General features: G+C 60.3%; 27 protein-coding genes. 8 read left to right on the top strand and 19 right to left on the bottom strand.

The window, feature by feature from the left end; genetic code table 11:
* Window positions 1-98: 98 nt before the first annotated feature.
* On the top strand, window positions 99-593 hold the full coding sequence (locus C8K63_RS20110; RefSeq protein WP_108218299.1) for an adenylate kinase: 495 nt from the start codon (window positions 99-101) through the stop codon (window positions 591-593).
* Between the two features lie 232 nt (window positions 594-825).
* Here C8K63_RS20110 and C8K63_RS20100 read toward each other — a convergent pair whose 3' ends face one another.
* Complete coding sequence (locus C8K63_RS20100; RefSeq protein ID WP_108218298.1) at window positions 826-2,007, bottom strand: aspartate aminotransferase family protein; 1,182 nt, start codon at window positions 2,005-2,007, stop codon at window positions 826-828.
* Window positions 2,008-2,109: 102 nt separating this feature from the next.
* Between C8K63_RS20100 and C8K63_RS20095 the strand changes: the two genes are divergently transcribed.
* Window positions 2,110-3,027 (top strand): LysR family transcriptional regulator, encoded by a 918-nt coding sequence (locus C8K63_RS20095; protein WP_108218297.1) that lies wholly within the window; start codon window positions 2,110-2,112, stop codon window positions 3,025-3,027.
* 23 nt (window positions 3,028-3,050) lie between these two features.
* Here the strand turns inward: C8K63_RS20095 and msrA are convergent, their stop codons facing one another.
* From msrA to msrB, 3 genes are read right to left on the bottom strand one after another with little or no spacing between them, the layout of a single operon-like run.
* The gene (msrA, locus tag C8K63_RS20090) at window positions 3,051-3,758 is read right to left on the bottom strand and encodes a peptide-methionine (S)-S-oxide reductase MsrA (RefSeq protein WP_108218296.1); all 708 of its coding nucleotides are present in this window, start codon (window positions 3,756-3,758) and stop codon (window positions 3,051-3,053) included.
* Between the two features lie 30 nt (window positions 3,759-3,788).
* Window positions 3,789-5,564, bottom strand: a complete 1,776-nt coding sequence (locus C8K63_RS20085) for a cytochrome c biogenesis protein DipZ (RefSeq protein WP_108218295.1) — start codon at window positions 5,562-5,564, stop codon at window positions 3,789-3,791.
* A 33-nt stretch (window positions 5,565-5,597) separates the two neighbouring features.
* The gene (gene msrB / locus C8K63_RS20080) at window positions 5,598-6,116 is read right to left on the bottom strand and encodes a peptide-methionine (R)-S-oxide reductase MsrB (protein ID WP_108218294.1); all 519 of its coding nucleotides are present in this window, start codon (window positions 6,114-6,116) and stop codon (window positions 5,598-5,600) included.
* Window positions 6,117-6,395: 279 nt separating this feature from the next.
* Here msrB and C8K63_RS20075 point away from each other — a divergent pair, with 279 nt between their 5' ends.
* From C8K63_RS20075 to C8K63_RS20060, 4 genes are all read left to right on the top strand, one after another.
* Window positions 6,396-7,115, top strand: a complete 720-nt coding sequence (locus C8K63_RS20075) for a response regulator transcription factor (RefSeq protein ID WP_108218293.1) — start codon at window positions 6,396-6,398, stop codon at window positions 7,113-7,115.
* Complete coding sequence (locus C8K63_RS20070; RefSeq protein ID WP_108218292.1) at window positions 7,112-8,632, top strand: HAMP domain-containing sensor histidine kinase; 1,521 nt, start codon at window positions 7,112-7,114, stop codon at window positions 8,630-8,632. The genes C8K63_RS20075 and C8K63_RS20070 overlap by 4 nt, the downstream gene beginning before the upstream one ends.
* A 362-nt stretch (window positions 8,633-8,994) precedes the next feature.
* Entirely contained in the window at window positions 8,995-9,699 is a 705-nt protein-coding gene (locus C8K63_RS20065; RefSeq protein ID WP_108218291.1) for a hypothetical protein, read from the top strand.
* 256 nt (window positions 9,700-9,955) lie between these two features.
* Window positions 9,956-11,386: a PLP-dependent aminotransferase family protein gene (locus C8K63_RS20060; protein ID WP_108218290.1), complete on the top strand. Its 1,431-nt coding sequence runs from the start codon at window positions 9,956-9,958 to the stop codon at window positions 11,384-11,386.
* Between the two features lie 154 nt (window positions 11,387-11,540).
* On the opposite strand, the gene C8K63_RS20055 is transcribed toward C8K63_RS20060, so the two are convergent.
* From C8K63_RS20055 to C8K63_RS20010, 10 genes are all read right to left on the bottom strand, one after another.
* Window positions 11,541-12,341: an N-acyl homoserine lactonase family protein gene (locus tag C8K63_RS20055; protein WP_108218289.1), complete on the bottom strand. Its 801-nt coding sequence runs from the start codon at window positions 12,339-12,341 to the stop codon at window positions 11,541-11,543.
* 14 nt (window positions 12,342-12,355) lie between these two features.
* Window positions 12,356-13,315 carry a diiron oxygenase gene (locus tag C8K63_RS20050; protein ID WP_108218288.1) on the bottom strand — a complete coding sequence of 320 codons (960 nt, stop codon included), beginning with the start codon at window positions 13,313-13,315 and terminating at the stop codon, window positions 12,356-12,358.
* Between the two features lie 67 nt (window positions 13,316-13,382).
* On the bottom strand, window positions 13,383-14,141 hold the full coding sequence (locus C8K63_RS20045; protein WP_108218287.1) for a TauD/TfdA family dioxygenase: 759 nt from the start codon (window positions 14,139-14,141) through the stop codon (window positions 13,383-13,385).
* Between the two features lie 18 nt (window positions 14,142-14,159).
* Entirely contained in the window at window positions 14,160-15,035 is an 876-nt protein-coding gene (locus C8K63_RS20040; protein WP_108218286.1) for a branched-chain amino acid aminotransferase, read from the bottom strand.
* A 31-nt stretch (window positions 15,036-15,066) separates the two neighbouring features.
* The gene (locus C8K63_RS20035) at window positions 15,067-16,407 is read right to left on the bottom strand and encodes a KamA family radical SAM protein (RefSeq protein WP_108218285.1); all 1,341 of its coding nucleotides are present in this window, start codon (window positions 16,405-16,407) and stop codon (window positions 15,067-15,069) included.
* A gap of 21 nt (window positions 16,408-16,428) precedes the next feature.
* Window positions 16,429-17,073 (bottom strand): glutathione transferase, encoded by a 645-nt coding sequence (gene yfcF, locus C8K63_RS20030; RefSeq protein WP_108218284.1) that lies wholly within the window; start codon window positions 17,071-17,073, stop codon window positions 16,429-16,431.
* Window positions 17,074-17,283: 210 nt separating this feature from the next.
* On the bottom strand, window positions 17,284-17,769 hold the full coding sequence (locus tag C8K63_RS20025; RefSeq protein WP_108218283.1) for a cupin domain-containing protein: 486 nt from the start codon (window positions 17,767-17,769) through the stop codon (window positions 17,284-17,286).
* 83 nt (window positions 17,770-17,852) lie between these two features.
* Window positions 17,853-18,347, bottom strand: coding sequence for a RidA family protein (locus tag C8K63_RS20020; RefSeq protein WP_108218282.1), 495 nt, complete (start codon window positions 18,345-18,347; stop codon window positions 17,853-17,855).
* Window positions 18,348-18,408: 61 nt separating this feature from the next.
* Window positions 18,409-19,689 carry an acetyl-CoA carboxylase biotin carboxylase subunit family protein gene (locus C8K63_RS20015; RefSeq protein ID WP_108218281.1) on the bottom strand — a complete coding sequence of 427 codons (1,281 nt, stop codon included), beginning with the start codon at window positions 19,687-19,689 and terminating at the stop codon, window positions 18,409-18,411.
* A gap of 42 nt (window positions 19,690-19,731) precedes the next feature.
* Complete coding sequence (locus tag C8K63_RS20010; RefSeq protein WP_108218280.1) at window positions 19,732-20,832, bottom strand: hypothetical protein; 1,101 nt, start codon at window positions 20,830-20,832, stop codon at window positions 19,732-19,734.
* A gap of 151 nt (window positions 20,833-20,983) precedes the next feature.
* On the opposite strand from C8K63_RS20010, the gene C8K63_RS20005 reads away from it, so the two are divergent.
* Together C8K63_RS20005 and C8K63_RS20000 are read left to right on the top strand one after the other, a co-directional pair.
* Complete coding sequence (locus C8K63_RS20005) at window positions 20,984-22,402, top strand: PLP-dependent aminotransferase family protein (protein WP_108218279.1); 1,419 nt, start codon at window positions 20,984-20,986, stop codon at window positions 22,400-22,402.
* Window positions 22,403-22,896: 494 nt separating this feature from the next.
* On the top strand, window positions 22,897-23,175 hold the full coding sequence (locus C8K63_RS20000) for a DUF3077 domain-containing protein (protein ID WP_108218278.1): 279 nt from the start codon (window positions 22,897-22,899) through the stop codon (window positions 23,173-23,175).
* Between the two features lie 100 nt (window positions 23,176-23,275).
* On the opposite strand, the gene C8K63_RS19995 is transcribed toward C8K63_RS20000, so the two are convergent.
* The 5 genes from C8K63_RS19995 to C8K63_RS19980 form a co-directional block, all read right to left on the bottom strand.
* Window positions 23,276-23,728, bottom strand: coding sequence for a hypothetical protein (locus C8K63_RS19995; RefSeq protein WP_108218277.1), 453 nt, complete (start codon window positions 23,726-23,728; stop codon window positions 23,276-23,278).
* The gene (locus C8K63_RS30185; protein ID WP_146176400.1) at window positions 23,712-23,921 is read right to left on the bottom strand and encodes a hypothetical protein; all 210 of its coding nucleotides are present in this window, start codon (window positions 23,919-23,921) and stop codon (window positions 23,712-23,714) included. Before C8K63_RS30185 ends, C8K63_RS19995 begins: the two co-directional genes overlap by 17 nt.
* Before the next feature lie 405 nt (window positions 23,922-24,326).
* The gene (cyoE, locus tag C8K63_RS19990; protein WP_108218276.1) at window positions 24,327-25,214 is read right to left on the bottom strand and encodes a heme o synthase; all 888 of its coding nucleotides are present in this window, start codon (window positions 25,212-25,214) and stop codon (window positions 24,327-24,329) included.
* Between the two features lie 11 nt (window positions 25,215-25,225).
* A complete protein-coding gene (gene cyoD, locus C8K63_RS19985; protein ID WP_108218275.1) occupies window positions 25,226-25,579 on the bottom strand; it encodes a cytochrome o ubiquinol oxidase subunit IV in 354 nt (117 codons plus the stop codon).
* Complete coding sequence (locus C8K63_RS19980) at window positions 25,580-26,206, bottom strand: cytochrome o ubiquinol oxidase subunit III (RefSeq protein WP_108218274.1); 627 nt, start codon at window positions 26,204-26,206, stop codon at window positions 25,580-25,582. It lies immediately after the preceding gene.
* Between the last annotated feature and the right edge of the window lie 2 nt (window positions 26,207-26,208).

The raw sequence follows: 26,208 nt of genomic DNA, 5'->3' as shown, positions 1-26,208 counted from the left end.
AGGCTTGCCCGCGATAAGACCAGCACATCCAACATCAATGCTGACTGAAGCACCGCTTTCGCGAGCAAGCTCGCTCCCACAATTGATCGGAGTCGCTCATGGACCTCACCCGAACCTTGATCATCGGCAACTCCGGCTCAGGCAAGAGCTGGCTGGCGCAGCGGCTGGCCGAGCAACTGCGTGTGCCCTGGACCGATCTCGACCGGATTCACTGGCTGTCCGACGAACACAGCATCCCCCGCCCCCGAAATGAAGCGCTGGGTATGGCGCACGGGGCCGCAAGTGAAGAGCGCTGGGTGATCGAAGGGGTTTACGGCTGGATCGTCAGCGAAATCCTCCATCGCGCCACGGCGTTGATCTGGTTGTGTATTGATGACGTTGATTGCGTCGCCAACATTCTCCGGCGGGAAGCAAAGGATGACGATCGATTGGTTGCATTGGTGGAGTGGGCCGAAAGCTATCGAGAGCGTGATGACTCAAGTGGCTTTGCGGCCCATCGGCACTTGTTCGAAGGCTTTACCGGTTCAAAAATTCAGTTGATGGATCGAACTGAAATCAGGGTTTTTTTCGATGCACTGCAAAGCACCGGTTAACCACTGCACTTGACCCTTTCAAATCGGATCTGGACTACAGCACTTGCGGAAACGTCCTTTGAAAAGCAAACGGATACTGAGCACCGATCCAACTGCGGAAAAGACAATGCGATTTATCCGATGTTTACTGAGTCGTTGCAGAATGAAAAAGGACACGCCGGTTGGCCTCGACGTGTCTGATGAAACCGCTTACCTACTACGATCCAAAGCCAACGCTGAACGATTACTCCGGTCAATCGAGAACTTGCGAAATCGCCCGACTCACCCCTCTGACAATCATCTCCACCTCCCGCTCATCAATGGTCAGCGGCGGTAGCAGGCGGATGGTCTTGCCCCGCGTGACGTTGATCAGCAAGCCGTGATCCCGGGCGGCGATCAGGCTCAGGTCGCGGATCGGTTGCTTGAGTTCGATGCCGATCATCAAGCCCTGGCCGCGGATTTGCGAGACGTTCGGGTTGCCCGCCAGTTCTGCGCGCAATCTTTCGAGCAGGCGTGCCCCCTGAAGCCGGGCGTTCTCCAGCAGGCCTTGTTCTTCAACGATATCCAGCACGGTGCAGCCGACCCGGCAGGCCAGCGGATTACCGCCGAAGGTGCTGCCGTGGCTGCCCGGCGTGAAGAGCTCGGCCGCCTTGCCACGGGCCAGGCACGCGCCGATGGGCACGCCATTGCCCAAGCCTTTGGCCAGGGTCATGACGTCCGGGACGACGCCTTCGTGCTGGAACGCGAACCACTGGCCGGTGCGGCCGATGCCGGTCTGGATTTCATCGAGCATCAACAGCCATGAGCGCCGGCTGCACAGTTCGCGCACGGCCTTGAGATAGCCAGGTGGCGCCAGTTGCACGCCGCTTTCGCCCTGGATCGGCTCCATCAGGATCGCCACGATCCGCGAACCGTGGGCGTGTTGCACCTTGTCCAGCGCGTCAAGGTCGCCGAACGGCACTTTGACAAAATCCCCCGGCAGCTTGTTGAAACCCAGGCGTACCGCCGGGCCATCGCTGGCAGACAAGGTGCCGAGGGTGCGGCCATGGAACGCGTTCTCCATGACCACCACCAGCGGCTGCTCGATGCCCTTGTGCCAGCCATGCAGCCGGGCGATTTTCAGTGCGGTTTCGTTGGCTTCGGCCCCGGAGTTGTTGAAAAACACCCGGTCCATGCCCGCCAGTCGCGTCAGTTTCTGCGCCAGCCGCTGTTGCCAGTCGATGCTGTAGAGGTTCGACGTGTGCAGCAACAACCCGGCCTGCTCAGTGATGGCGGCAACGATTTTCGGGTGGGAGTGGCCGACATTGGTCACCGCCACGCCGGCGACCGCATCCAGGTATTCGCGGCCGGCCTGATCCCACAGGCGAGTGCCCAGGCCCTTGTTGAAACTCAAGGCCAAGGGTTGGTAAGTGCTCATCAGGCAGGCGGCGGTCATGACATCAAGCTCCAGCAAGGGTCGGTGTTTTTGCAGTATGGTTAGCCACCCGAACTGGATAAACACCGAAAAACTTCAATCATTTAAAAGCCGAGCTTGATAATGGATCTATTCCAGGCAATGACCGTCTACGTCAAAGTGGTAGAGACCGGCAGCATGACCGCCGCCGCTTTGCAATGCGAAATGTCCACGACCATGGTCGGTAATCACCTCAAGGCCCTGGAGCAACGGCTGGGTGTGCGCCTGCTCAACCGCACGACGCGGCGCCAGCGGCTGACCGAGTTCGGCACCGCGTATTACCAGCGCTGTCTGGACGTGTTGGGGTTGGTGGCCGACTCCGAGCGGCTGGCCGAGCAGGCGCTGGACGAACCGAGCGGCATCTTGCGCATCACCGCGCCCTTGACCTTCGGTACCGAGCGCCTGGCGCCGGCACTGAGCGAGTTCAGCCGGCAAAACCCACGGGTGAAACTCGACGTCGTACTGACCAACCGACGCCCGGATCTGCTGGAAAACGGCCTCGATGTGGCATTTCGCCTCGGCGCGCTGGAACCCTCCAGCCTGATCGCCCGCCCGCTGATCGACTACACCCTGACCATGTGCGCGTCACCGGAGTACCTGGCCCGGCGTGGCACACCGCAAACGCCTGAAGACCTGCGACACCACGACTGCCTGTCCTTTGCCTATCCGGCCGGCGATGACTGGCAATCGGTGCAAAAGGAATGGCGTCTGGCCGGTCCCGAGGGCGAAGTCAGCGTGGGGGTCAGCGGGCCGATGCTGATCAACAGTTCGGCCGGATTGCATCAGGCAGCGCGCACCGGCATGGGCATCGTGATGATGCCCGACGCCTTGGTCGAACAGGACCTCAAGGACGGAAAGCTATTGGCCTTGATGCCCGACTACTGCCCACCCAGTCGGCCGATGCACCTGGTCTATGCCCAGGATCGCCACCGTTTGCCGAAATTGCGGCGTTTCGTCGAATTCGCCGTACAGAGGTGGGGCAAGCACTCGTCGGCCGAATAGACCATGCAGTCGCTGATCGCCATTTACATCCCCGCCTTCACCAGCACCGGTTGTTCCTGATAACGATTGGGGTACAGCTGTTTCAACTGGGCGACCTTCGGCAAATCGTTGATCACGATGTACGGATAGGTCGGGTGCTCGGTCAGGAAGTCCTGATGTTCCTCTTCCGCCGGGTAGAAACCGTTGAAGGTTTCGAGTTTGGTCACGATTGGTTTGTCGAAGGCATGGGCGGCATCGAGCTGGGTGATGTAGGCCTGTGCGACCCGTTGCTGCTCGGCACTTTTGGTAAAGATCGCCGAGCGATACTGGGTGCCGCTGTCCGGCCCCTGACGGTTGAGTTCGGTCGGGTTGTGCGCCACTGAAAAGTAGATCTGCAGCAAGGCACCGTAGCTGACCTGAGCGGGATCAAAAGTGACTTCGACCGATTCCGCATGGCCGGTATTGCCGTCGCTGACGCGCTCGTATTGCGCGGTATTGGCCGCCCCGCCCGCGTAGCCGGAGACGGCGCTCTTCACGCCTTTGACATGCTGGAACACCCCTTGGACGCCCCAGAAGCAGCCGCCGGCAAACACCGCGGTTTCGCTGCGGGCCTGGGTGGTTTCGTCGAGGGCCGGCGGTGGAATGATTACCGCCTCTTCGGCACCACCGAAGGAGAAGGCCGAGCATTGGCTGATGATGCCGGCAGCCGCCAGCCCCAGCAGGGTACGGCGCCAGGTAAAGAGGGTTTTCATGGGGCGAACTCCTGAAGCGTTGGAAAGTAATCAGCCGAAGGTGAAGGCGTAAGCCGACGCACCCGGATCAAGAAACTCGATACTGAAGGTCCGGTCGGTCACGCCGCCGCTCTGGCGCACCAGTTGATACAAGCGCTGGTCGATCACGGTGCCGCTGCCGTCGGGGGCCACGTCCATGCCGTGGTCGTCGCCCGGCGCCTTGCCGTCGATCAGCACCTTGAAGCGCACCGGTTTGCCATCGGCGCCAGGGCCGAGCACCAAATGCAAATCACGGGCGTGGAAGCGATAGACGATGCGGCTGGCCGGTGCGCTGGCGGTGGCCCGCTCCGGGCCGACATGCCATTGGCCGCCCAGGCTCCAGTCGTTGAGGGCCAGTTGCGCCGGCGGGTTGTAGGCCGCGACCTTGTCCGGCACCAGTGAGGTTTCCGGTACGAAGTGTTCCGCGCGCTGGTAGCCGACATAGGTTTCCGGCGACTGAACGGCGTCGCTTTCCGGGGCCATTTGCACGCCATCGGCCTTGGCGTTGATCAGCCCGTCCGACACCTTGTTTGCACCGGCCTCACGCAGCAATTGCTGGATGACTCGCTCCGACTCGGCGTACTTGCCTTCACCGAAGTGGTGATAACGAATGCGTCCCTGGGCGTCGGCAAAGTAATGCGCCGGCCAGTATTCGTTGTTGAAGGCGCGCCAGATCTTGAATTCGTTATCGATGGCCACCGGGTAGGTGATGCCCAGATCCTTCATGGCTTTGGTGACGTTGCTGACGTCGCGCTCGAAGGCAAACTCCGGCGCATGCACGCCGATCACCACCAGGCCCTGATCGCGATACTTCTCGGCCCAGGCTTTGACATAGGGCAGCGAGCGCAGGCAGTTGATGCAGGAATAGGTCCAGAAATCCACCAGCACGACCTTGCCTTTCAAGGCCTGGGCATCGAGGGGTGGTGAGTTGAGCCACTGCACGGCGCCGTCCAGCGGAGGCAGGTTGCCTTCGACCGGCAAGCTATCCGGGGTTTTCTCGGCCACGGGTATCGCGCCTTCGGCGGACGGGGTTTGCGCCGTCACGACCTCGCTACTACGCGGTAACTTGCCGCTCAGTTTTTCCACCAGCGCTTGCTCGATTCCGCCGGTCGATGCTGTGGAAAACCGCGCCAGAACCCCCGTGTCCAGGCCCAGGGCAATTGCCGTCACACCGGCCAGCATTGCCGCGCCGAGACCGCGACGCAGCCATTCGCCAGCGCCAATCGAGCGCTTCATCGCGGTGAAGACTCTGCCGCCCAGCAACAAGGCCAACGCGAGGGAAGTGGCGGCACCGGTGGCATACGCCAGCAGCAAAAAGGTGGTTTGAACGCTGGCGCCTTGCAGCGCCGCACCGGTCAGCAGCAAACCGAGGATCGGCCCGGCGCAGGGCGCCCACAACAGGCCGGTGGCCACGCCGATCAGCAACGAAGCACCAGGACGTGGCCGTGCATCGGCGCCCGCCGCTTCCGACAACCGACTGCCCGCCGCCACCAGCGGCCGGGTCAGGCGCTCAGCCAATTGCGGCAGCAACAACGTCAGACCGAACAACGCGACGAACACCAGCGCCAGCCAGCGTCCGTACTGGTTGAGCTGCACCACCCAGCCACCGCCCACCGCCGCCAATGTGGCGACCAGCGCGAAGGTCAGCGCCATCCCCACCAGCAGCGGCAATCCGCTTTTGACGAAGGGTTGCCCGGTGCGGGCGAAGACAAACGGCAGCACCGGCAGAATGCACGGGCTGACAATCGTCAGCACACCACCGAGATAAGCGAGGACCAGCAGCCACATGGCGATTACCTGCAAAAAGTGAGAGGAAGGGAATCACACCGTCTTCGGCACGAACTTCATCGCCAGGCCGTTCATGCAGTAGCGCAGGCCGGTGGGTTTCGGGCCGTCGTCGAAGACATGGCCCAGATGCCCGCCACAGCGCCGGCAGTGAACTTCCTCGCGGACCATGCCGAATGCACGGTCCTGGCGGGTCGCCACGGCTTTGTCCAGGGGTGCCCAGAAACTCGGCCAACCGGTGCGGCTGTCGAACTTGGTGGCCGAGGAAAACAGCGGCAGCTCGCAACCGGCACAGACGAAGGTGCCATCGCGGTGCTCGTTGTTCAGCGGACTGCTGTAGGCCCGTTCGGTGCCCTCTTCGCGAAGGATGTCGTACTGTTCGTCAGTCAGGATCGCGTGCCATTCACTGTCGCTGTGGGTCACTTCGAATACCTGCGCTGCGCTGGCCTCGCTGATCAATGCCGCGCCTGTGGAAAACTTCGGTAACAGGCCGATCGCCAGGGCCGTCATCCCCAGCCCGCCGCTCGCTACAAGAAATTGCCGTCGTGAAAACATGCTCGTCTCCCAAAAATCCAGGGGTGTTTCATGGAACACAGCCTAGGCTTTGGGTGATCGCAAAATCCTCACGGGAAGTTAAACAATTCGTGATAACTCAGACCCCGAAAAACCCGCACAATGCCTATGCAAATGTAGGAGCGAGCCTGCTCGCGATGGAGGCCAACGATGACGCGGGATACCTGACGCCCCGCGGCGTCCTCAGGTTTTTCGCGAGCAAGCTCGCTCCTACAGTGGCATTACGCACAATGCGCCCATTGCGCTGAAGGATTGAGCTGGATGGAACAGACCAAACGCGTCCTGGTGGTCGAGGACGATATGCATATCGCCGACCTGATCTGCCTGCATCTGCGTGATGAGCAGTTCGAGGTGGTGCACAGCGCCGATGGCGATGAAGGCATGCGCCTGCTGCAGCAAGGCAACTGGGACGCACTGGTCCTGGACCTGATGCTGCCCGGTGTCGACGGCCTGGAAATCTGCCGCCGCGCCCGCGCCATGGCGCGCTACACGCCGATCATCATCACCAGTGCGCGCTCCAGCGAAGTGCACCGGATTCTCGGCCTGGAACTGGGTGCCGACGACTACCTGGCCAAGCCCTTTTCCATGCTGGAACTGGTGGCCCGGGTCAAGGCACTGCTGCGCCGGGTCGATGCCATGGCGCGCAACCTGAAGATGGACGCCGGCAGCCTGCTCACCGACGGCCTGGCCATCGACCCGATCACCCGGGAAGTGTCCCTCGATGGCCGTCGCCTGGACCTCACGCCCCGGGAATTCGACTTGCTGTATTTCTTCGCCCGTCAGCCCGGCAAGGTGTTTTCGCGCATGGACCTGCTCAATGCCGTGTGGGGCTACAGCCACGAAGGCTACGAGCACACGGTCAATACCCACATCAACCGCCTGCGCGCCAAGATCGAGGCCGACCCGGCGCAACCGGTGCGCATCCTCACGGTCTGGGGCCGCGGCTACAAATTCGCCACCGGCGAGGAGTCGCAGCCATGAGGCTGACCCTGACGCAGCGCCTGTCCCTGGTGTTCGCCGTGCTGCTGCTGGTGTGCTGCGGCACCTCGGCGTGGTTGCAGGTGCGCTCCAACCAGATGCATGAGCAGGAAGTGGTGCAAGGGCTGTCCCGGGACCTGGCGCAGCACATCGCCAGTGACACGGTGCTGATGGACACCCAGGGCCTGATGCCCAACGCCGTGCGCGACCTGTTCAGCAAACTGATGCAGGTCAACCCCAGCGTCGAGGTGTACTTGCTCGACTCCACAGGCAAGATTGTCGGCAGCGCCGCGCCCGAGGGTCGGATCCGTCGCGAACGGGTCGACCTGGCGCCGATCCAGCGCTTGCTGCGGGGCGATGCCCTGCCCATCCTCGGCGATGACCCGCGCAGCGTCGATGCGCGCAAGGTGTTCAGCGCTGCACCGCTGAAGGTCGATGGCAAGCCGGCCGGTTATCTCTACGTGGTGCTGCTCGGTGAAGATCACGACCGCCTGGCCGAACGCGGTGCGACCAGCGCGGCGCTCAACACGGCATTGCTGTCCATCGGTCTGGTGGCGCTGCTGTGCCTGATCGCCGGTCTCACCGCGTTTGCCCTGATCACCCGGCCGTTGCGCCGCCTGACCGAAACCGTCAGCCAGTTCGACATCGATGGCGTGCCGGTCACACCGGCCCTGCCCGTCGTGGTGGAAAAAGCCGCCAGCCACGATGAAATCGCCGTGCTCGATGCCGCGTTCCGGCAGATGCAGACACGCCTGGGCGAACAATGGCGTTCGTTGACCCGCCAGGATCAGGAGCGCCGTGAACTGGTGGCGAACATCTCCCATGACTTGCGCACGCCGCTGGCCTCGTTGCACGGTTATCTGGAAACCCTGTCGCTCAAGGACGCCACGCTGTCCCCTGCCGACCGCCGTCGCTATCTGGGCATCGCGCTGGACCAGAGCCGCAAGGTCGGCGGTCTGGCGCAGTCGCTGCTGGAACTGGTGCGCCTGGAACATGGCTTCGTGCAGCCGGTGCTGGAGCGCTTTTCCCTGACTGACCTGGCCCAGGACATCTTCCAGAAATTCGAACTCACCGCCGAAGCGCGCAAAGTAGAACTCAAGGCCACGTTCGCGCCGAATGCCTCGGCGGCCTGTGCCGATCTCGGCTTGATCGAGCGGGTGCTGACCAACCTGTTCGACAATGCCCTGCGCCATACCCCGCCAGGGGGCGAGGTCGAACTGGGCCTGCGCCCGCAAGGCTCATTCATCGAAGTCACGGTCAGCGATACCGGCCCCGGCATCGCTCCGCAACTGCGCGAAGGGTTGTTCCTGCGGCCGTTCAATATTGGCGGCGCACGGCGTGATGGCGGGCTGGGGCTGCGGATCGTGCATCGCATCCTGCAATTGCACGGGCGCGAGATTCAGTTGATCGATGTGCCGGGGCGTGGGGCGACGTTTCGTTTTTCGTTGCCGATCGATGAGGAGACAGCGACTGCGTTGGCGGCTCGGTCGATGAACCTCAATACACCGCGGCAGGCCTGACGGACTGAGGCGCCTGCATCGCGAGCAGGCTCGCTCCCACAAGGTAAGTGGGTGTACGCAAGATCTGTGAACAACCAAAAACACTGTGGGAGCGAGCCTGCTCGCGATGGTCTCAAGGGAACCGCGCTCATCCAGAATGAACACGTCATCGTTAACGTCCATCGCGAGCAGGCTCGCTCCCACAGTGTTCCGGTGTATCCAGAACGAACGCGTGATCGTTAGCGCCCATCGAGTAAGCAAAAAAATGACCAGCCGCCTGTTGATCCGTGACAACGCCGCCCCGGTCCAATAGATTAGTCGGCCTGAAAAAGCCCCCGTGCTTTCTCACCCCTATTCAAGTTCAAAGAAGTAGTGAAATTTCAATGTCCGATTCCAACACCGCTGAATCCGTAGTCACCCTGTCGTCCAAAGCGGAATACGAAAACTCCATCAATCTTTCACAGCACGTGCCCCAGGCCAAGACCATCAGCGAGATGGTGCTGGACGCTTTCCAGTCCACCCGCGAAAGCGACCAGATCCGCGAACTGCGGGCCGCGATCCGCCAGGCCCACGACAGCTTCGACGATGACAAAGCCTACGAACTGATGGGCGAACTCAAGCAGCTCAAGGACGCCGAAGCCGCCGACATCGCCGCCCTCGAAGACCTGAGCAGCAAATTCCCGATCAGCCGCATCCTGTCCAGCTTCAAGGACGACCCGGCGTTTCAGGAAATCGTCTACGGCCTGGCCCTGAAAGTGCTGAACCAGACACACCAGGCCATCAGCAACCCGAGCGGCGGCAAGAGCAAAGCCGCCAAGGCCAAGAAAGAAGTCGAAGTGTTCACCATCAGCAAGGACGGCATCAGCGTCACCTTGCCGTTGCGCACCCCGCGCTCGCGCCTGAACGTCGACCGTGAAGCCCTGGAATTCCTCGGTTTCACCTTCGTGGGCGAAGGCGAAGAGGCGGAACTGGAAAGCGAGACGTTCCTGGACAACAGCGGCGCCGAGCAAGCGGTCAACCGCAAGAACATCATCACCGCCCTGCAGCAGCAGACCGCGTTCGATGGGTACAGCATCGCCGCGCAGTAAGGCGCCCCACCCTGATCTGTGGTGAGTGGGTTCGCCACAGATCCGTCACGTAATACCTTTAAGAATGTAACACCCAAAGCCCCGCCATCAGTGCGGGGCTTTTTATTGCCCGTGATTCGGGCAAAACCACGATTACTCTTCCAGTATCGACGCAGTACACCACTTCCCTTTACCCATGAGCACCACGGGTCCGCCTGCGGGGAGCGTCAACTCACTTTCCAGCCCAGACCTCGGTGGTGCAACTGCTGAGGTCATCATGAACACAACCCCCTTGTATCGCCAGTTGGCCAACCATTACCTGGACGCTATCCGCAGCGGCACCTTGAAAACCGGTGAACGCCTGCCCTCGATCCGGTTGATGATGGAAAAACACGCCGTCAGCCTGTCGACCGCCGTGCAGGTGTGCCGGGAACTGGAAGACTACGGAGTGCTGGAAGCCCGGCCGCGCTCCGGCAACTACATTCGTCAGCCCGACACCGTGCCCAGGCCCGCCCCGATTGCCTTGGCGCCAACGCTGGATACCAGCATCTATGTCGGCATCCATGAACAGGTCTCAGCGGTGCTCAAGGCCAGTCAGCACGCGACGATCAAGGTCAACTTCGCCAGCGCCTACTGCGCACCCGAGCTGTATCCGCTGAAAACCTTGCAAGACAACATGATCAAGTCGCTACGCTACAACGCCAACCTGATCGGTACCGCGGGCTCAACCTGCGGCAACAGCGCATTGCGCAACATCCTGGCCCGACGGGCACTTGCCAGCAAGACCCACCTGCCCCCCGAGCGGATCGTGATCACCAACGGCGCCACCGAAGCGATCAATCTGGCCTTGCGCGCGGTCACCCGCCCCGGCGACACCGTGGCCGTGGAGTCGCCGACGTTCTACGGTCTGCTGCAAATTCTCGAAAGCCTGAACCTGCGCGTGCTGGAAGTTCCGGCATCGACCCACACCGGGCTCAATCTGCAGGCCCTGCAACGGCTGCTGCAAGGCCCTGAACGGGTCAAGGCATTGATCGTCATTCCCAACCTGCAAAACCCGCTGGGCAGCATCATGCCCGACGCCAACAAGGCACGACTGGTGAAACTGTGCGCCGAGCACAACACCGTTCTGATCGAGGACGACACCTACGGCGACCTGGTGGACACCGAGCACCCGCTGTCCACGCTCAAACATTGGGACCGCACCGACAACGTGATCTATTGCGCCTCGCTGAACAAAACCCTGGCACCGGGCATGCGCTTGGGCTGGATCAGCGCCGGCAAATGGCACGACCGCGTGGAGATGCTTAAACACGCTCAGACCCGAGGGTGCGAAACCTTGTCGCAACTGGCGGTCGGTGCCTTCATGAAGACGCCCTCCTACGAACGTTACCTGCGCCGTTTGAGAAAAACCCTGACGCTGCAACGTCAACAGATGAGCGAGGCGATTATTCGCTACTTCCCCCTCGGCACCCGCGTGACCACCCCCCAGGGCGGCACGTTGTTATGGGTGGAACTGCCTCGTCGGCATTCATCCATGGCGTTTTTTCATGAGGCGCTAAAGGTCGGCATCCAGATTTCACCTGGGGATATCTTCTCCAATGCCAGACGTTTCGATCACTTTGTGCGAATTGGCTGCGGGGCGCCGTATTCGCCGAGGATTGACGAGGCCGTGCAGACCTTGGGGCGTTTGCTCCAACATCAGGGTTGACCGCGATTCTGTAGGAGTGAGCCTGCTCGCGATAGCGGTGGATCAGACACATCAATGTTGAATATGCCGCCGTCTTCGCGAGCAGGCTCGCTCCTACAAGGGATTTTTGGTGAACACAACATCGGTGAACGACAGCTCCCACAGGGGGTTGTGGTCAGTTCGGAGGTTGGTGCAGGCAAATGATATGCGGGTCGTCACTCCAGTGCGGGAAACGCTCGGCGATCAACGGGTCGTGGCCGGGGATGACGTGGTCTTCGCTGTCGGCCAGGCGATCGATTTCGGTGAAGGCTTCGAGGGTTTGCGCCAGGTCATCGAGAATCGGAAACGGGCTGCGTTCACGAATGTTGACCCACAAATGCGCGGCATCCGAGGCCAGCACAATCCAGCCGCGTCCGGTGTTCACCCGCACCACCTGACTACCCGGCGTATGTCCGCCCACCGGGTGCAGCGTCACGCCGGGCACTACCTCGACAACACCGCTGTGCAAACGCATCCGCCCTTCGAACAGCGGTGGCAGCGCCGACATCACATCCTCGACCTCGTAGGTTTTGTTCACCGTGCGATGGGCCATTTTCGGCCCGGTGCAGAAACGCAGTTCCGCTTCCTGCAAATGCACGGTCGCCTTCGGGAACAGCCCGAGGTTGCCGGCATGATCCCAGTGCAAATGGGTAAGGATCAGGTGCTCGACCCGGGCCGGATCGATGTCCAGTTGCCGCAGGGATTCTTCCGGCAGGCGATACATTTGGCGATTGCGCCGATCCGCCGTGGCCGGTTGGAAACAGGTGTCGACCACGATCACCTGTTGCTCGTTGCGGATGACCCAGAAGTAGTAATCCAGTGGCATCGGCGCATTCGGATCACCGCAGCAGGCGTCATAGAGAAAGTTCTCTTTGGCAGTGCGTTGGGCGTTTGCGCCGACACGGATAGCGAACACTTCGTACTCGGGAACTGACATACACACCTCCGGATTCAGGCCACTGCGCTAGTTTTGAGGGTCGGACGGAAGTCGAAATCGATCTGCTCGCTGATACCCAGGTCTTGAGCCAACTTATGCAGGCCACTGTAGTCACGCATGATGGTCGCGTTCCTGTTGCTCTCGCGGGTGTCGGCAATGATCAGCGCCGCATCCTCGACCCCAAGCTGCGTCAGAATCGCCTCCCACATGGAGTAGTCCTGAGCGATAAAAGCACTCAGCGCCACCGACAGGTTGCGTGCGAAAAATTCCCGTTGAGCCGGCTGCATGTTCGCGTACATGACCTTCGCCACTTCGGCCAGCACCTTGCTGTGGGCATACTCGTCGCGATTGTGCAGTTCGGCCACGCGGCGGTTTTGCGGCTGGATGGTCTGGTCGTCCGCCAGCAAGTCCAGATAGGCGTTGACGCTGATCTCAGCCACCACCGCAAAAGTGATCGCCGCCAGATCCCGCTGCCATTGCTCGGGCAGAGCTTCACGCTGGGCTTTAAGGCGCAGGTAAGTGACGGAAGGTGGCAAGTCCAGGTCCTGATCCAGCGCCCGGTCCAGTTTGGTCCGCTCGATGGCGCGCAGGTGCATCAGCGTGTGGTAGTGCTCGTCGATCAGGGTCTGTTGCATGGCCTCGCGAAAATGCCAGTCGTCCTTGCCCAGGTACTGATCGGCGATGACGCTGAGTGCCGGGTTGACCACATGTTCTTCAGCGGTGACGGTGCGCAGGTTGTAGCCGATCCAGCCCCAAGTCACCACGCTGCTTTTGAGCTCTTCGCTCAGGGACTGGAATTTCGGGTGATGGAAGAACGGCACCATGCACTCCGGGTAATCCGGGCGCGCCGGGTCGAACACTTCTTCGACCTGGCCCCTGTCCGGCGAACACACCGTGGCGCGCTTGGTCCAGGCCTGGTTGAGCCGCACGATCAGTTGATGGTCGACCTGGGCGATCTCGATTGCTGTTTGCATGACGCGATACCTGTAAGGCGCGTACCCGCCAAGGGGTACGCCAAAAGAAGGAAGGGCGACGGAAAAGTCAGGCCAGCCAATAGCGGGTCAGGTGGCGCGCCGGGTCAGTGTAACGACTGCGCGCATGGATCATTCGCCAGTTGTCCCAAATCAGCAGGCTTCCGTCGGGAATCAGCACCGGAACGTTGTGCTCTACGAAGTACGCTTCGCCGAGCACGGCAAACCTGGCCAGTGGCGAGGTGCTGTTGGCAACCAGGGATTGCTGCAGGGCTGCCTTGGACGGGTTCACGTCGCCGTAGTGAAACTGGTTGTAGCTGAAGCGGAAAATATCCCCGTCCTCTGTAGGCGTGAGGATGTATTCCTTGACCCGCCGTTGTTCCGGTTCGCCCGGTTTGGCGGTGGCGACAAACTCTACCGGCGTGTCCTTCAGCCACTCACGCAGTTGCGGTTCGCTGTGTTCGAGGGACTTGAGAAATTCGTAGCCGTCCACCAATCCGGTGTGCCCGCCACCGCACGTAGCCTGTTTATGGCAATGCAACGCCAGGTAGCGAGGTGGCGGTCCGTACACCGGCGCTTCAGTGTGCGGGCCGATGCCGTTCATGCTCTGGGAATACGGCAAGTCTTCGTAACCCGGCCTGCGGGTAATGGCAAAGGCCATCTGGCCGTTGAACTGTGGAAGGATCGGACCGAACTCGCGCAAGGTGCCTACGACATCATCGGCAAATTCCTCGGGAGTCAGCACAGTCCAGCCCAACGTCGACAGTTCTTCGTGACGATGGCCGAGTGAAATGCAAGGTTGAGACGCAACAATCCCTTGGTCTGACATGGTGAGATTCCTGGCGGGTTATCCGGCGTTGACGGTTGAGGTGTACGCAGCGATGAAGTCGCGGCAGGCGTCACCCGGTCGATAGTGCTGCGCGTCGATGCTCTGCACCGGGGTGATTTCGGCGGCAGTGCCGGTGAGAAAACACTCGTCGAAGTCGCCAAGCTCCGTAGGCAAAATCGTGCGTTCGATCACCTGGTAGTCCAGCGCTTTGGCCAACTCAATGACGGTCTGCCGGGTAATGCCATTGAGAAAGCAGTCCGGGGTCGGTGTGTGCAAAGTCCGGCCTTTGACGAAAAACACATTGGCGCTGGTGGCTTCGGCAATGTGGCCACGCCAGTCGAGCATCAGCGCATCGTGGTAACCCGTGTTCTCGGCGTCGTGCTTGCTCAGTGTGGCGATCTGGTAATGCCCGGAGGCCTTGGCTTCGAACGGGCTGCTGCTCGGCGGCGGGCGGCGCCAGGTCGCGGTTTTCAAGCGGATGCCGGCCATGCGCGCCGCCGGGTCGAAATAGCTCGGCCACTGCCAGCACGCGATGGCCACGTGCACACGGTTGAAACGCGCCGAGGTGGAAATCATCTCGCTGCCGCGCCAGGCCACCGGGCGCAGATAGCCGTCGACCACCTTGTTGCGTTGCAGTAGTTCCTGGCTGGCCTCCTCCAGTTCAGCCAGCGCATAGGGGATGGCAAAGTCCATCCATTGCGCCGAGCGGTACAAGCGCTCGCTGTGTTCGCGCAGCTTGAAGATCCTGCCGTTGTAGACCCGCTCGCCTTCGTACACGGTGCTCGCGTAATGCAGGCCATGGGTCAGCACATGCAACTGCGCCCGGGACCACTCGACGAACTCGCCGTCGAGCCAGATAACGCCCTCGCGTTGATCAAACGGGATACTGCTCATATCCATATTTCCCCATTATTCATGAAATTTCCTACGCCGTTTCCAGCAACACGGGTATCAATTCCGGCACGGCGGTGAGCTCGGTCTGAAAGAAGAACGCACGCTCGCCGAAGGCCGGTTGCAGGTCGTCGAACCAGGTCACTTGCGGATCGAAGCGCGCGTAGAACGTGCGCAGCGCCCATTGCGGATTGCGTGCCTGGAGGAACTGCAAGACGAAGACTTTTTCCCCGGCGACGGTCTCGATGCCGTTGATCAACACCTTGCCGTAGAAGGTGCTCATGGATGGCCCGCGCACCGTGCGCGCAAGCCCCGACACCGTGCGATACGCCGCCTGGAAGATCTCGAAGGCCCGGGCCAGCGGCATCGCGAAGTAGTGACTGGGGCCGGTGTCACGCTCGACGAACATGTAATAAGGCACCGCCCCGAGCCGCACCCCTTCGGTCCACAGCGCGGCCCAATCGGCGGGGTTTTCGTTGATGTGGCGGATCACTGGCGCCTGCATGCGCACCGTCGCGCCCGTCGAGCGAATGTGCTCGATGGCCTGGCGGGCGATGGTCTGGCGGATCTCCACCGGGTGGTTGTAGTGGCCCATGATCGACAGGCTTTTCCCCGCCGCGACGATGCGTCGGAACAGCTCCAGCAGCTCGGGCGCATCCTTGTCGCTGACAAAACGCTGCGGCCAGTACGCCACGGATTTGGTGCCGATGCGGATGTTCTTCAGGTGTGGCAACGCCAGCAGCGGTTCGATGTAACCGGCCAGCGAGCGGGTGTTCATGATCATCGGGTCGCCGCCGGTAATCAGCACGTCGGTCACTTCGTTGTGCACCTTCAGGTAACTGACCAGCTCCCGGGATTCACGGGCGTTGAACTTGAGTTCTTCTTCGCCAATGAACTGCGCCCAGCGGAAACAGAAGGTGCAGTACGCATGACAAGTCTGCCCGGCACCGGGAAAAAACAGCACGGTCTCGCGGTACTTGTGCTGGATGCCCGGCAGGACTTTGCCATTGAGGGTGACACCGTTGTGGGTCAACTGCCCGGCCGGATGCGGGTTCATGCGCCGCCAGATCGCCTCGATCCGACGCTTGATCGCCGCGCTGTCATCCTGCTCGATCAGGTGTTTGAGCGAGGCATACTCCTCCACCAGCAACATGTCCTTGTGGGGGAAGGTCATGCGGAAAACCGGATCGTCCGGGATATTGTTCCAGTCGATCAGCGTGCCCAGCACGTATTCGTTGGTGCGAAACGGCATGACCCGGGCTACCACGGTCATGGCTTCCTGCAATGCCGGGGTCAACTTGTCCCACCAGGGCGTGTCGCGAATGGTGCGTGCGTTATAGGGTTTGTAGCGTTCGTGCTCCGACAGTCCTTGCATGGCCGCGCTCCTGATGGTCGTTTACGCGATGGCCGGCGCTTTGCGCTCTATGTCCATCCATGCCCGGACGCTGTCGCGATCCCACTGGCGACGCACATACGCCGCGAGACGTGTCGGCACCGGATCACCGTTGGCAACCAGGCGGTTGAGCATGATTGCAAGGTCGGTGTCGGCAATGCTCCAGTCACCGAACAGATGCTCGGCGCCCTCTTCCAGCAAACGGTCGGCCACATGGAACAGACGGTCGGTAGCAGCCCGGGCTTCGTCGGACAGCGGCGTGTCCTTCTTGCCGAAATACACCAGATCAAACGGACGCTCTTTACGCACCACCAGCAGATCGCTGCGCAGCCAGGCCTGCAGTTGACGGGCACGGGCACGCTGCTTGATGTCTTGCGGGTAAATTCTTTTTGAAGCAGGAGCGAGTTCTTCCAGATACTCGGCAATGGCTGAAGACTCCGACAGCGCAAAACCTTCGTGAACCAACACAGGAATCTTGCACGTCAGCGAAAGATCGCGGTAACTGTCCAGATAGTTTTCACGCGACTTCAAATCCAGCGTTACCAGATCAAAGGAAAGTTGCTTTTCCTTTAAAGCCACAAAAGCCGACATGGCAAAGGCACTGACATAGTCCGCCCCCAGATACAGCTTTAACTTCGTACTTCCCATAGAACACTCCCTTTGCACTAAACACATTAATCCGTTGCATGTGAAGTGATCGTAGTAAGTTGCTTAAGCGCTGAACAGATACAGAAATTATGTATTTCTATCGATACAGAAATCAGAGCGTTAAATCGCCAGAGGGCATTTTTCAGGTGCACAAAAACCAAAAAAGGGAGTCAGCGTATGCGGACTCCCTGGTGTGCAGCAGAAAGGAATTTACAGCGGGCGGGGGATCAGCCCAACGTTGTCGGCGTGGTTGGATAGCAATGCCATCTGCGGCATGTTGCTGAGGTTGAGCATTGCCAGCGGCTCGGTGGCGCTGGTGTTGACGAAGCCGTGACGGGTCCAGGCCGGTACCAGCAATACATCCCCGGGGCCGACGTTTACCTCGTCTGCATCGCCCAGTGACAAGGCGCCGCTGCCGCACTGGATGACGAACAGATGCCACCAGGCATGGGCATGACCATAGAGTGTTGAACCCGGCACCAGCCATTGCATGGACACCGCCATGCCGGGCGTCAGTTGGCAACCTTCGAGAGTATTATCGTGGGCCAGCGCAATAATATCGACGTCGCTGGCCTCAAGAGTCTGGCGCATGTCGCTAAGTTCGGCACCTTTCCACACGCGAGGTTTGATCGGCTGTTGATCCAGACTCTGGCGAAAATCCTTATATGAAAAAAACGCGCCCTGAACGTTATTCATTTGCTGTTTCCAACTTATTCTGTCGAATGGAGTTACCCGACCTTAGGCGAACCCTTCAACAGTGTAAAGCCGGGTAACTTCACTTATAACACCGTCGGTCGCAACGCCACGATCATATCAACTTCAATCGCCGCATTTTTCGGTAACTGATAAACACCAACTGTAGTGCGTGTATGTTTCCCGGCATCGCCCAGTACGTGACTGAAAACATCCGATGCGCCATTGGCGACTTCACTGAGGTCGACAAAATCTTCCGTGGATCTCACATACACCGTGACCCGAATCAACGACTTGATCTTGTCCAGCGAACCAATGGCATCAACGATCAGCGCCAACCCGCGGATCGCACTGATGCTGGCGGCCGCTTGCGCATCCGCCATGTCGAGGTCCAGTCCGACCCGCCCCGGATAGTGGATTTTGCCGTTCATGCGCGGCACCAGACCGCTGATATACAGTTCATCGTGATGACGAATCAGCGGCGCGTAATGTCCGCCAGCGGTGTTCTCGCCGTAGATGTCATAGTTGAATTCCCGTGCCAGAGCGATGAAGCGCTCATCACAGGTCATGTGTGCATTCATTTACGTAACCCTCTTGATCAATACTGCAAAAAACATCGATCGCTGCTGCTTGATCCACGACTCAGCCCACAGCCCTCGCCGGCGCTGCCAGGCTGGTGATCCCGACCCTTGATTCAATGGCCTCGGCCAGACGCGTCAGGTCCAGGCTGAGGCGTTCGTACTGCTCGTTGAACAACACGATGTGGCCGATGAACGAGAAGTTGTCTTTCACCAGTGCGCTGACCGAATCACCAATGCGCTTGGTCAGCACCGCTTCCACCAATTCGATGTTCAGCGACCGGGCCAGGGCCTGGATGTCCGGTACGTCCCGCAGGATGCCGCCGGTGTTCGCTCGCAACAGGCGTATGCCGCAGTAACCGCGTGGTACTGGATCATGGTTGGCGATGTAGCCTTCCACGGCCCAGCGGACCCAGCGCTCCCACGGATCGAAGTCGATGAACGCCTTACGGGCCAGGTCCCAGATGTGCATGCCACCGGGGCGCATGTTGGTTTCCACGGCCGAAGTGCGGTGATTGGCCCTGTGGAAAACTTCGTTGTGCCAGGCTCCGTTGTCCTGCGATACCAGCCCCGCCATGTGTCGGCCGGCGGCCATCAGCCGCGCCTGTGCGTCCGCCGCCAAGTGCGCTGGCACCACTTGCTGGATCTCGGCGCGGTAGGCGCCATCGGTGGTGGTTTTTTCGGTGATCCAGGTACTTCCCGCCACATAGTCCCAGCTGTATTCGCGGGCGTTCTGGATCAGTTCTTCAAGCAAGATGCCGCCCTCGCGATAGGGTTTGAGGGCCTGCCATGCCTCGTCGCATTCGGACGGGTGCCGAATGACCCGGCAGCCGCGGCTGGCACCTTCGCAGGCAGGCTTGATGAACGCCTTGCCGCCCAGTTCGATCACGCGCTGACGCAGTTCCGGCAGGCTCTCGATCCGGGTGGAAACGATCGGCCGGTAATCCTCGGGTGCCGCAGTGGCAGTCGCTTCGAGTTGGCGGAAAATCTGTTTGTCCAACCCCGCTCGCGCCTCGGCCGGGGTAATGCCGGGCAGGCCGAAATGGTTGGCCAGCGCCGCACCGAGCAGCACGCCGCGATCCGAAAACGGCAGCACGCCGATCAGTTCCCAGCAATCGGCATTCAGGCAACCGACCACCAGTTCGAGAGAGGCCGGAACGTCTTTCTCGGCCAGCGATGTACTGCAAACGTGATCAGCGACCTGATCGTCCTGAGGCTGAATCTGCTCGACCAGCAGGATCAGCCTGGCGTTGTACAGCGACTTGCACAGATCGCGCAGCTTCTGGACATCGTGAACCCGACTGCCGTTGTACCCAACCACTACTACGCACGAAGTCGTATTCATAAAACCCCCGACTTGCAAAGTGAAAACCGAAACGGCGATGACTCAGTCATGCAGCGACGCGATTGATTTACGGTTGAGCCAGTACCAGACCAGAATCCCGCCAGCGCCAATGGCTGCCAGCACCAGCGCGTTGTAGGGAGGCGGCATGACCCGCATGATCAACACGGTCAATCCGGCGCCGACGCCCAAAGACACTTCCTTGACGAACATGTTGTTCTGCTTGACCGAGAAGTAATCGAGGTGACTGAACGCGCACTCGGCAATGGACAGCAGCGCCACCCAGACCAGTGCGCCGACCAGGGTTTCGACGTGGAACGCAGCCGGTGAAGACAGCACCGCAAAACCGCCGACGATGATCCCGATGACCGTCAACACCTTGAAGCGCCCGGTGCTCTCGATCAGTTTCATCACCGGCACTTGCGCGAATACCACCACGGCGCTGTTGAGGATCAGCATCAGGCCGTACCAGGCCGGCAGTTCGCCGGTCTGGAGCAGGATCGCTTGCGGCAGGATCGAGAACACCCCAAACAGCTTGATGCCCATGATGACGCCGGCGATCACCCACGGCAGTTTGTTGCGCCAGCCGCTGCCTTCCTGGCTGGCAGGGCGTGCCACCGCGGCTTCGGTGGTGAAGGTCGCGCCCATGGCGATGGGCAGGCACAGCAGGACAAAACTGGCGGCGCCGAGAAAAAACATGGTTGGGGTCAATAGCGGCGACAGCAGGATCAGGCCAGCCAACAGGCTGCCCATGTTCATGGCCACGCGGTTATAGGCCGCGCCTTCCTTGGTCTGCGCCGCTTCGCTCTTGATCAGGTAACCGGCAATCGCAATGCCGTAGGCAAACAGCGCCGCGGCAAACATGACGACGCCCTGGTTGCGGGTGACCGCCAGCAGCACCAAGCCCATGGCGGCACACAGCAGCGTGACACTCAAGGAGCGGCGACCGAGTACCAGCAACGTCAGTGGCAGCAGTAACAACAAGGCCCGATAACCCAAGGCCAGAATGCTGTTGGTGGCGGTATCGAGCCAGACGTTGGCCTTGCCCAACACCGCGAACAGCGCCACGGCCGTGATGATTCGAATGGTGAACAACCGCAGGTTGATCACCGGTTTCGCCACGACGGCGGTCGTTTCTAAACTCATGCAGCACCTCATGAACCTTGGCGACTGAACGACCGGCAACAGGTCGACAATCCGAAAACACTCCAGAGCGATAGTAGAAAGAGATGTTTGTCTTGGTCAGAGCAAGTTCGTATAGAATCAAACGAACTTTACTGCCGGAGAGACCAGTAAAATGCAGGCTCAGCGCGCAGTGATCGCCGCTATCGAGTTCCAGCCGGGTGTGCCGCTGGTCCAGCAGATCGTCGATCAATTAACGGTGGCGATCAGTCAGGGCGGCCTGCCCCACGGCTCCAGGCTGCCGCCGATTCGCGAACTCTCCGACTTGATGCACGTGGGCAAGTCCACGGTGGTCGACGCCCTCGACCGTTTGCGGGCCAAGGGCCTGGTGGTTTCACGCCAGGGTTCCGGGCACTACGTGCACCGCTCCAGCACCACCCTGCCGGCCAACGCCGGGCCGGACCTGCTCCCGCAAGACACCCTCAGCGTGGTCCGCCGCGCGGTGCTGCTGGACAATGGTGCGCTGCGACCGGGGGCTGGTTTTTTGCCGTCCTCGTGGCTGCCTGCCGAAGAATTGCTCAAAGCCGTGCGCGGCACGCTTCGCGCGACAACCTTGCGCATGGGTGAATACGGCAACGCCAGCGGTTACCTGCCATTGCGCCAGGCTTTGCGGGTCAAGATGTCGACCTTGGGCATCGAGGCGCCGGTGGAACAGATCATCACCACCGCCAACACCGTACAAGCCATCGACATGCTGATGCGCCTGCTGGTCAAGCCCGGCGACACGGTGCTGCTCGACGATCCGTGTTACTTCACGATGCACACCAATCTGGCCTGGCATGGGGCCAAGGTCATCACCATCCGCCGCGACTGCGACGGCATGGACCTGGACGCGTTCGAGCAACTACTGATCGCCCATCGTCCCGTGCTCTACATGACCAACAATGCCCTGCACAACCCGACCGGGCACTCGTTCACCTCGGCGCAGGTTTACCGCTTGGTGGAGCTGAGCCATCGCTACAATTTCCACATTCTCGAAGACGATTTGTACTGCGACATGCAGCAACGCCGGACGCCACGCCTGGCCGCGAGCGGGCTGGACAATGTCTCTTACGTCTCCGGGTTCTCCAAGACCCTGACCGCCAACAGCCGCGTCAGCTTCGCGGTGCTGTCACCGCTACTGGCGGCGCGGATGGTGACGCTGAAAATGGCCTGCGGCGGCATGACCTCGGAAATGGCCGAGCAGATCATCTGCACCATGCTCAGCGACGGCAGCTACGCCAAACACATGCGCCGCACGGTGGACCGGCTCTATGAGTCGAACAGCCGGGTGGCCGCGTGGCTGGGCGAAGCTGGGTGTTCGGTGTCGTCGCTGCCGGGGGAAGGGCTGTACATCTGGACGCGATTGCCGCAGGGGTTCAAAGCCGAGTGCCTGGCCAGAAAGGGTCTGGAAATCGACCTGGTACTGGCACCGGGAACCTTGCTCAGCAAAGCGGCGGATGCCAATCAGTTTCTACGATTCAATGTGGCGCACAGTGATCATGTGCAGGTGCGGGAGCGGTTTTTCCGGTTGCTGGACATGCCACAAAAATAACCGACCACCGCCTATCCCTGTGGGAGCGAGCCTGCTCGCGATGAGGCCGTCACATCCAGCATCAATGTCGCCTGACACACCGCTTTCGCGAGCAAGCCCGCTCCCACAGGGTCTGCGGTGTCCCGGCCATCCCCGGCCACCAGATCGCTACGATTGCCGACCTCATTCTTGCCGGCTAACTTCGCCCGGTCGCTGCCAATTCAGCGACCGGGCCTGATAACCCGGGTAAGATGTGCGCGCAACTGCGCCAACTCCACGATTGTCGGCGTTTTTTTTCGCCCGTTTTTTCGTGCAATGGCGGCTGTGCGTGGGAGACCTTCGGGTCTGCCGGGTCCTGCATCTCCGGTTTATCAGCCTGCGCACAGCTGCCACCCATTCGCCTGATAACGAACGGGACAGCTTCACTTATGCAGGAGTTACAAATGAACGCTATCGATCCGTCTGCCACACCAGTCATGCCCCTCCACCTCCGGCCCAACAGGAGGTGAAGCCCAATGACCAATCCCAAAGACCTCAAAACCATCGGCCTCACCCCGTTTTCCTACCACGCCAAAGAACCCCTGTTCCGCATCAATGCCGGCGTCCCGGTAACCGAAGCCCTCTACCACGCCTCCGACCTGCTCCACCTCGCCAAACTACTCGCCTCAGACGCCGCCATGGTCCGCGACTCCGACCGACACGCCTGGGCCTCGCATTTTTTGCAGGACATGAGCAAAGCAATCATCGATGACGTGGTGAAAGTGCTCGATGCACCGTGTAACAACCGCGCGTAAATGAAAAAGCCCCGCCATTCTCTCGAAGGGAGGGGCTTTACGCTGCAGGCCGTTCCAGCTGTTGGATCAAACGATGCGACTTCTTCGCTGCAACCAGGGTTCAGGAAAACATGGCGCGTTGCTCAGCTTCGTAATGCCGGGTCTGGAAAGGCATGAGGGCTTGGGCTTTCAGGCCGAGGCCCTCACTTAACCCCCAAGAGACAGCGAGCTCATCACGGCGTCGGCGCAATGGCATAACAGTTTGTAGCGTCACGGCTGGCACGGTAGTCGAATGTGCCAAAAGCTCGAGGGCATTAAGAGTCTCCGACACGCGCAGATCAGACAAGCAGGTAAATCGGGTGAATCGCTCAAGCAGATAACCAGCACGCCGAACCTCCACATCGTCAGCGTGACAATTCAAAAAAGCGGTTACTTCGGTTTCAAGATTTGAGTCCGAGTACCAGACGGCTTTGGCGGCGCTCACCAAGGCAACGTCATCCGCTTGATTCAAAGGTCTTTTTACCAGCGTGTCCAAGGCGGATGAGAGGACGTGGCCGCTATGGGGCTTCGTCATCTGTGCTCTCCAGATAATCATGCAAAATATTAGTGAGAACGGAGATTGGTGGCTCCTCAATATGAACGTGTTCTTGCGTACCAATATCAGTGGTCCGCACGTCTTCCACCGCATTGCGGCGCATGGCTTCGCGTTGAGCTCTCATTTCTTCAACGCCCTGGATCAACTCGTCAAATAGGTTACGTTCTCTCATTCAACCCCACTTTCCTGTCATCGAAGACGAATAGTTGCCGCTGTCTTGTGCCTCAACGATCTATCAATTGACGAGAGAGACCTTACCCAAGCAACGCAGGTGCTGGCGTTAGGACGTTTCCTAAATGCCATGTTCCGTTTTCCTCAATGACTCATGACACAGGGGTTGCGCCGAACCCGTTTGGCCAGACGACTATGGTTCGTGCCTGAAACACCGCGTCGCAGCCATCGCGAGCAGGCTCGCTCCCACAGGTGATCGGGGTTGCATTCAACATTGGCGGCGACGCAGATCCAATGTAGGAGTGAGCCTGCTCGCGATGGCGGCAACTCGGTCCAGCAGAAAGCACCCAACAAAAAGCCCCGCTCTTCTCTCGAAGACGGGGCTTTTCTTTACAGCATCCGACGCTTAAGGCGCGTACGTCAGCAACAGCTCGCTCGGCACTTTGAAGTCCAGGGACATCATCACGCTCAACGCGGTAATGGTGAAGATCGAGAACACGAACAGCTTGCGTGCCCAGACCGTGTCATCCACTGCCTTGTAGCCGGTCCAGGCCATGTACAGCCAGTACATGCCCATGGCCGCGGCGACGGCGAGGTAGCTCATGCCGGCGTAGCCGCTGAAGGTCAGCATCAAGGTCGCCACGAGGAAGGCCAGGATGTAGATCAGGATGTGCTTCTTGGCCACCTGGATGCCGCGCTTCACTGGCAGCACCGGAATCGATGCGGCCAGGTAATCGTTGAAGCGGAAGATCGCGATGGCGTAGGAATGCGGCATCTGCCACAGGCTGAACATCACCAGCAGGGTCAGTGCGGCCATGTCGAAGGTGTTGCTGACGGCGACGTAGCCAATCACCGGCGGCATGGCGCCCGACAGACTGCCCACCAGCGTGCCGTGAACCGACTTGCGCTTGAGGTACAGGCTGTAGAAGCCGACGTAGATCACGAAGCCGATGACTGCGAACAGCGCGGCCAACGGGTTGGCCACCTTGTACAACAGGGCAATGCCGGCGACACCCAGGACGGTCGCATAGATCAGGGCCAGTTTCAGGGAGATCAAGCCCTGGACCAGCACCCGGTTCTTGGTGCGTTCCATCTTCAGGTCGATGTCACGGTCGATGCAGTTGTTGAACACGCAACCGGAGGCAACCACCAGGGACGTGCCGATCATGGCGGCCAGGAAGATGGCCAGATCGACATGCCCTTTGGAGGCCAGGAAAAATCCGCCTGCCACAGAAAGCACGTTACCGAAAATGATCCCCGGTTTGGTGATTTGGATAAAGTGCTTGAGGGACATGCGGACTTACCTCACTTCGCCATCATGAACGTGTGGATGCTGAACATGATCCACAGCGACAGGCCAACCAGCAGGACGATCACGATCGCGGCGAAGACAAACGCAATCACGTTGTTACGCTGCGCGGCCGAACGGTCCAGATGGAGGAAGTACACCAGGTGCACCAGCACCTGGATGACTGCGAACGCGACGACGATCATCAGGGTGATCGACTTCGGCAGCGTCGGGTACATCACCAGACCGAACGGAATCAGGGTCAGGATCACCGACAGGATGAAACCGATGCCGTAGGACTTGACGCTGCCATGACCGGCGTCGTGGCTGTCATGGCCATGGCCATTTTGGGAATGAGCTGCGTTAGCCATTTACATAGTCCCCATCAGATAAACAACGGTGAATACGCAGATCCACACGACGTCCAGGAAGTGCCAGAACAGGCTCAGGCAGCTCAGACGGGTCTTGTTGGTCGCCGTCAGGCCGTTTTTCTGCACCTGATACATCATGATCGCCATCCAGATCAGACCGCTGGTCACGTGCAGACCGTGGGTGCCGACCAGGGTGAAGAACCCGGACAGGAAGCCGGAACGGCTAGGGCCGTAGCCCTCGGAGATCAACATATGGAACTCGTTGATCTCCATGCCGATGAAGCCGGCACCGAACATGAAGGTCAGGGCCAGCCAGCCCAGGACCTGCTTCTTGTTGCCACGGAAGAACGCCAGCATGGCGAAGCCGTAGGTGATCGAACTGAACAGCAGCAGAGCGGTTTCGCCCAGTACGTATGGCAGTTCGAAGATGTCGTGGCCCGACGGGCCACCCGCTACGTTGTTAACCAGTACCGCGTACGCCGCGAAGATCGACGCGAACAGAATGCAGTCGGTCATCAGGTAGAGCCAGAAACCGTATACGGTCATCTCGCCCGAGTCGTGGTGATGGTCATCATGCCCATGTCCATCGACATGGGTGTGTCCAGCATTGGTCACTAAGTTCGACATGG

The organism is Pseudomonas sp. GV085 (assembly GCF_003050925.1).
GTDB lineage: Bacteria > Pseudomonadota > Gammaproteobacteria > Pseudomonadales > Pseudomonadaceae > Aquipseudomonas.
Note: the sequence above shows the minus strand (reverse complement) of the source record. Positions and strands in the feature narration are given on the sequence as shown.

Coding starts and splice junctions, on each gene's coding strand:
- C8K63_RS20110 (WP_108218299.1), top strand. CDS start 99: ATGGACCTCACCCGAACCTTGATCATCGGCAACTCCGGCTCAGGCAAG.
- C8K63_RS20100 (WP_108218298.1), bottom strand. CDS start 2,007: ATGACCGCCGCCTGCCTGATGAGCACTTACCAACCCTTGGCCTTGAGT.
- C8K63_RS20095 (WP_108218297.1), top strand. CDS start 2,110: ATGGATCTATTCCAGGCAATGACCGTCTACGTCAAAGTGGTAGAGACC.
- msrA (WP_108218296.1), bottom strand. CDS start 3,758: ATGAAAACCCTCTTTACCTGGCGCCGTACCCTGCTGGGGCTGGCGGCT.
- C8K63_RS20085 (WP_108218295.1), bottom strand. CDS start 5,564: ATGTGGCTGCTGGTCCTCGCTTATCTCGGTGGTGTGCTGACGATTGTC.
- msrB (WP_108218294.1), bottom strand. CDS start 6,116: ATGTTTTCACGACGGCAATTTCTTGTAGCGAGCGGCGGGCTGGGGATG.
- C8K63_RS20075 (WP_108218293.1), top strand. CDS start 6,396: ATGGAACAGACCAAACGCGTCCTGGTGGTCGAGGACGATATGCATATC.
- C8K63_RS20070 (WP_108218292.1), top strand. CDS start 7,112: ATGAGGCTGACCCTGACGCAGCGCCTGTCCCTGGTGTTCGCCGTGCTG.
- C8K63_RS20065 (WP_108218291.1), top strand. CDS start 8,995: ATGTCCGATTCCAACACCGCTGAATCCGTAGTCACCCTGTCGTCCAAA.
- C8K63_RS20060 (WP_108218290.1), top strand. CDS start 9,956: ATGAACACAACCCCCTTGTATCGCCAGTTGGCCAACCATTACCTGGAC.
- C8K63_RS20055 (WP_108218289.1), bottom strand. CDS start 12,341: ATGTCAGTTCCCGAGTACGAAGTGTTCGCTATCCGTGTCGGCGCAAAC.
- C8K63_RS20050 (WP_108218288.1), bottom strand. CDS start 13,315: ATGCAAACAGCAATCGAGATCGCCCAGGTCGACCATCAACTGATCGTG.
- C8K63_RS20045 (WP_108218287.1), bottom strand. CDS start 14,141: ATGTCAGACCAAGGGATTGTTGCGTCTCAACCTTGCATTTCACTCGGC.
- C8K63_RS20040 (WP_108218286.1), bottom strand. CDS start 15,035: ATGAGCAGTATCCCGTTTGATCAACGCGAGGGCGTTATCTGGCTCGAC.
- C8K63_RS20035 (WP_108218285.1), bottom strand. CDS start 16,407: ATGCAAGGACTGTCGGAGCACGAACGCTACAAACCCTATAACGCACGC.
- yfcF (WP_108218284.1), bottom strand. CDS start 17,073: ATGGGAAGTACGAAGTTAAAGCTGTATCTGGGGGCGGACTATGTCAGT.
- C8K63_RS20025 (WP_108218283.1), bottom strand. CDS start 17,769: ATGAATAACGTTCAGGGCGCGTTTTTTTCATATAAGGATTTTCGCCAG.
- C8K63_RS20020 (WP_108218282.1), bottom strand. CDS start 18,347: ATGAATGCACACATGACCTGTGATGAGCGCTTCATCGCTCTGGCACGG.
- C8K63_RS20015 (WP_108218281.1), bottom strand. CDS start 19,689: ATGAATACGACTTCGTGCGTAGTAGTGGTTGGGTACAACGGCAGTCGG.
- C8K63_RS20010 (WP_108218280.1), bottom strand. CDS start 20,832: ATGAGTTTAGAAACGACCGCCGTCGTGGCGAAACCGGTGATCAACCTG.
- C8K63_RS20005 (WP_108218279.1), top strand. CDS start 20,984: ATGCAGGCTCAGCGCGCAGTGATCGCCGCTATCGAGTTCCAGCCGGGT.
- C8K63_RS20000 (WP_108218278.1), top strand. CDS start 22,897: ATGACCAATCCCAAAGACCTCAAAACCATCGGCCTCACCCCGTTTTCC.
- C8K63_RS19995 (WP_108218277.1), bottom strand. CDS start 23,728: ATGACGAAGCCCCATAGCGGCCACGTCCTCTCATCCGCCTTGGACACG.
- C8K63_RS30185 (WP_146176400.1), bottom strand. CDS start 23,921: ATGAGAGAACGTAACCTATTTGACGAGTTGATCCAGGGCGTTGAAGAA.
- cyoE (WP_108218276.1), bottom strand. CDS start 25,214: ATGTCCCTCAAGCACTTTATCCAAATCACCAAACCGGGGATCATTTTC.
- cyoD (WP_108218275.1), bottom strand. CDS start 25,579: ATGGCTAACGCAGCTCATTCCCAAAATGGCCATGGCCATGACAGCCAC.
- C8K63_RS19980 (WP_108218274.1), bottom strand. CDS start 26,206: ATGTCGAACTTAGTGACCAATGCTGGACACACCCATGTCGATGGACAT.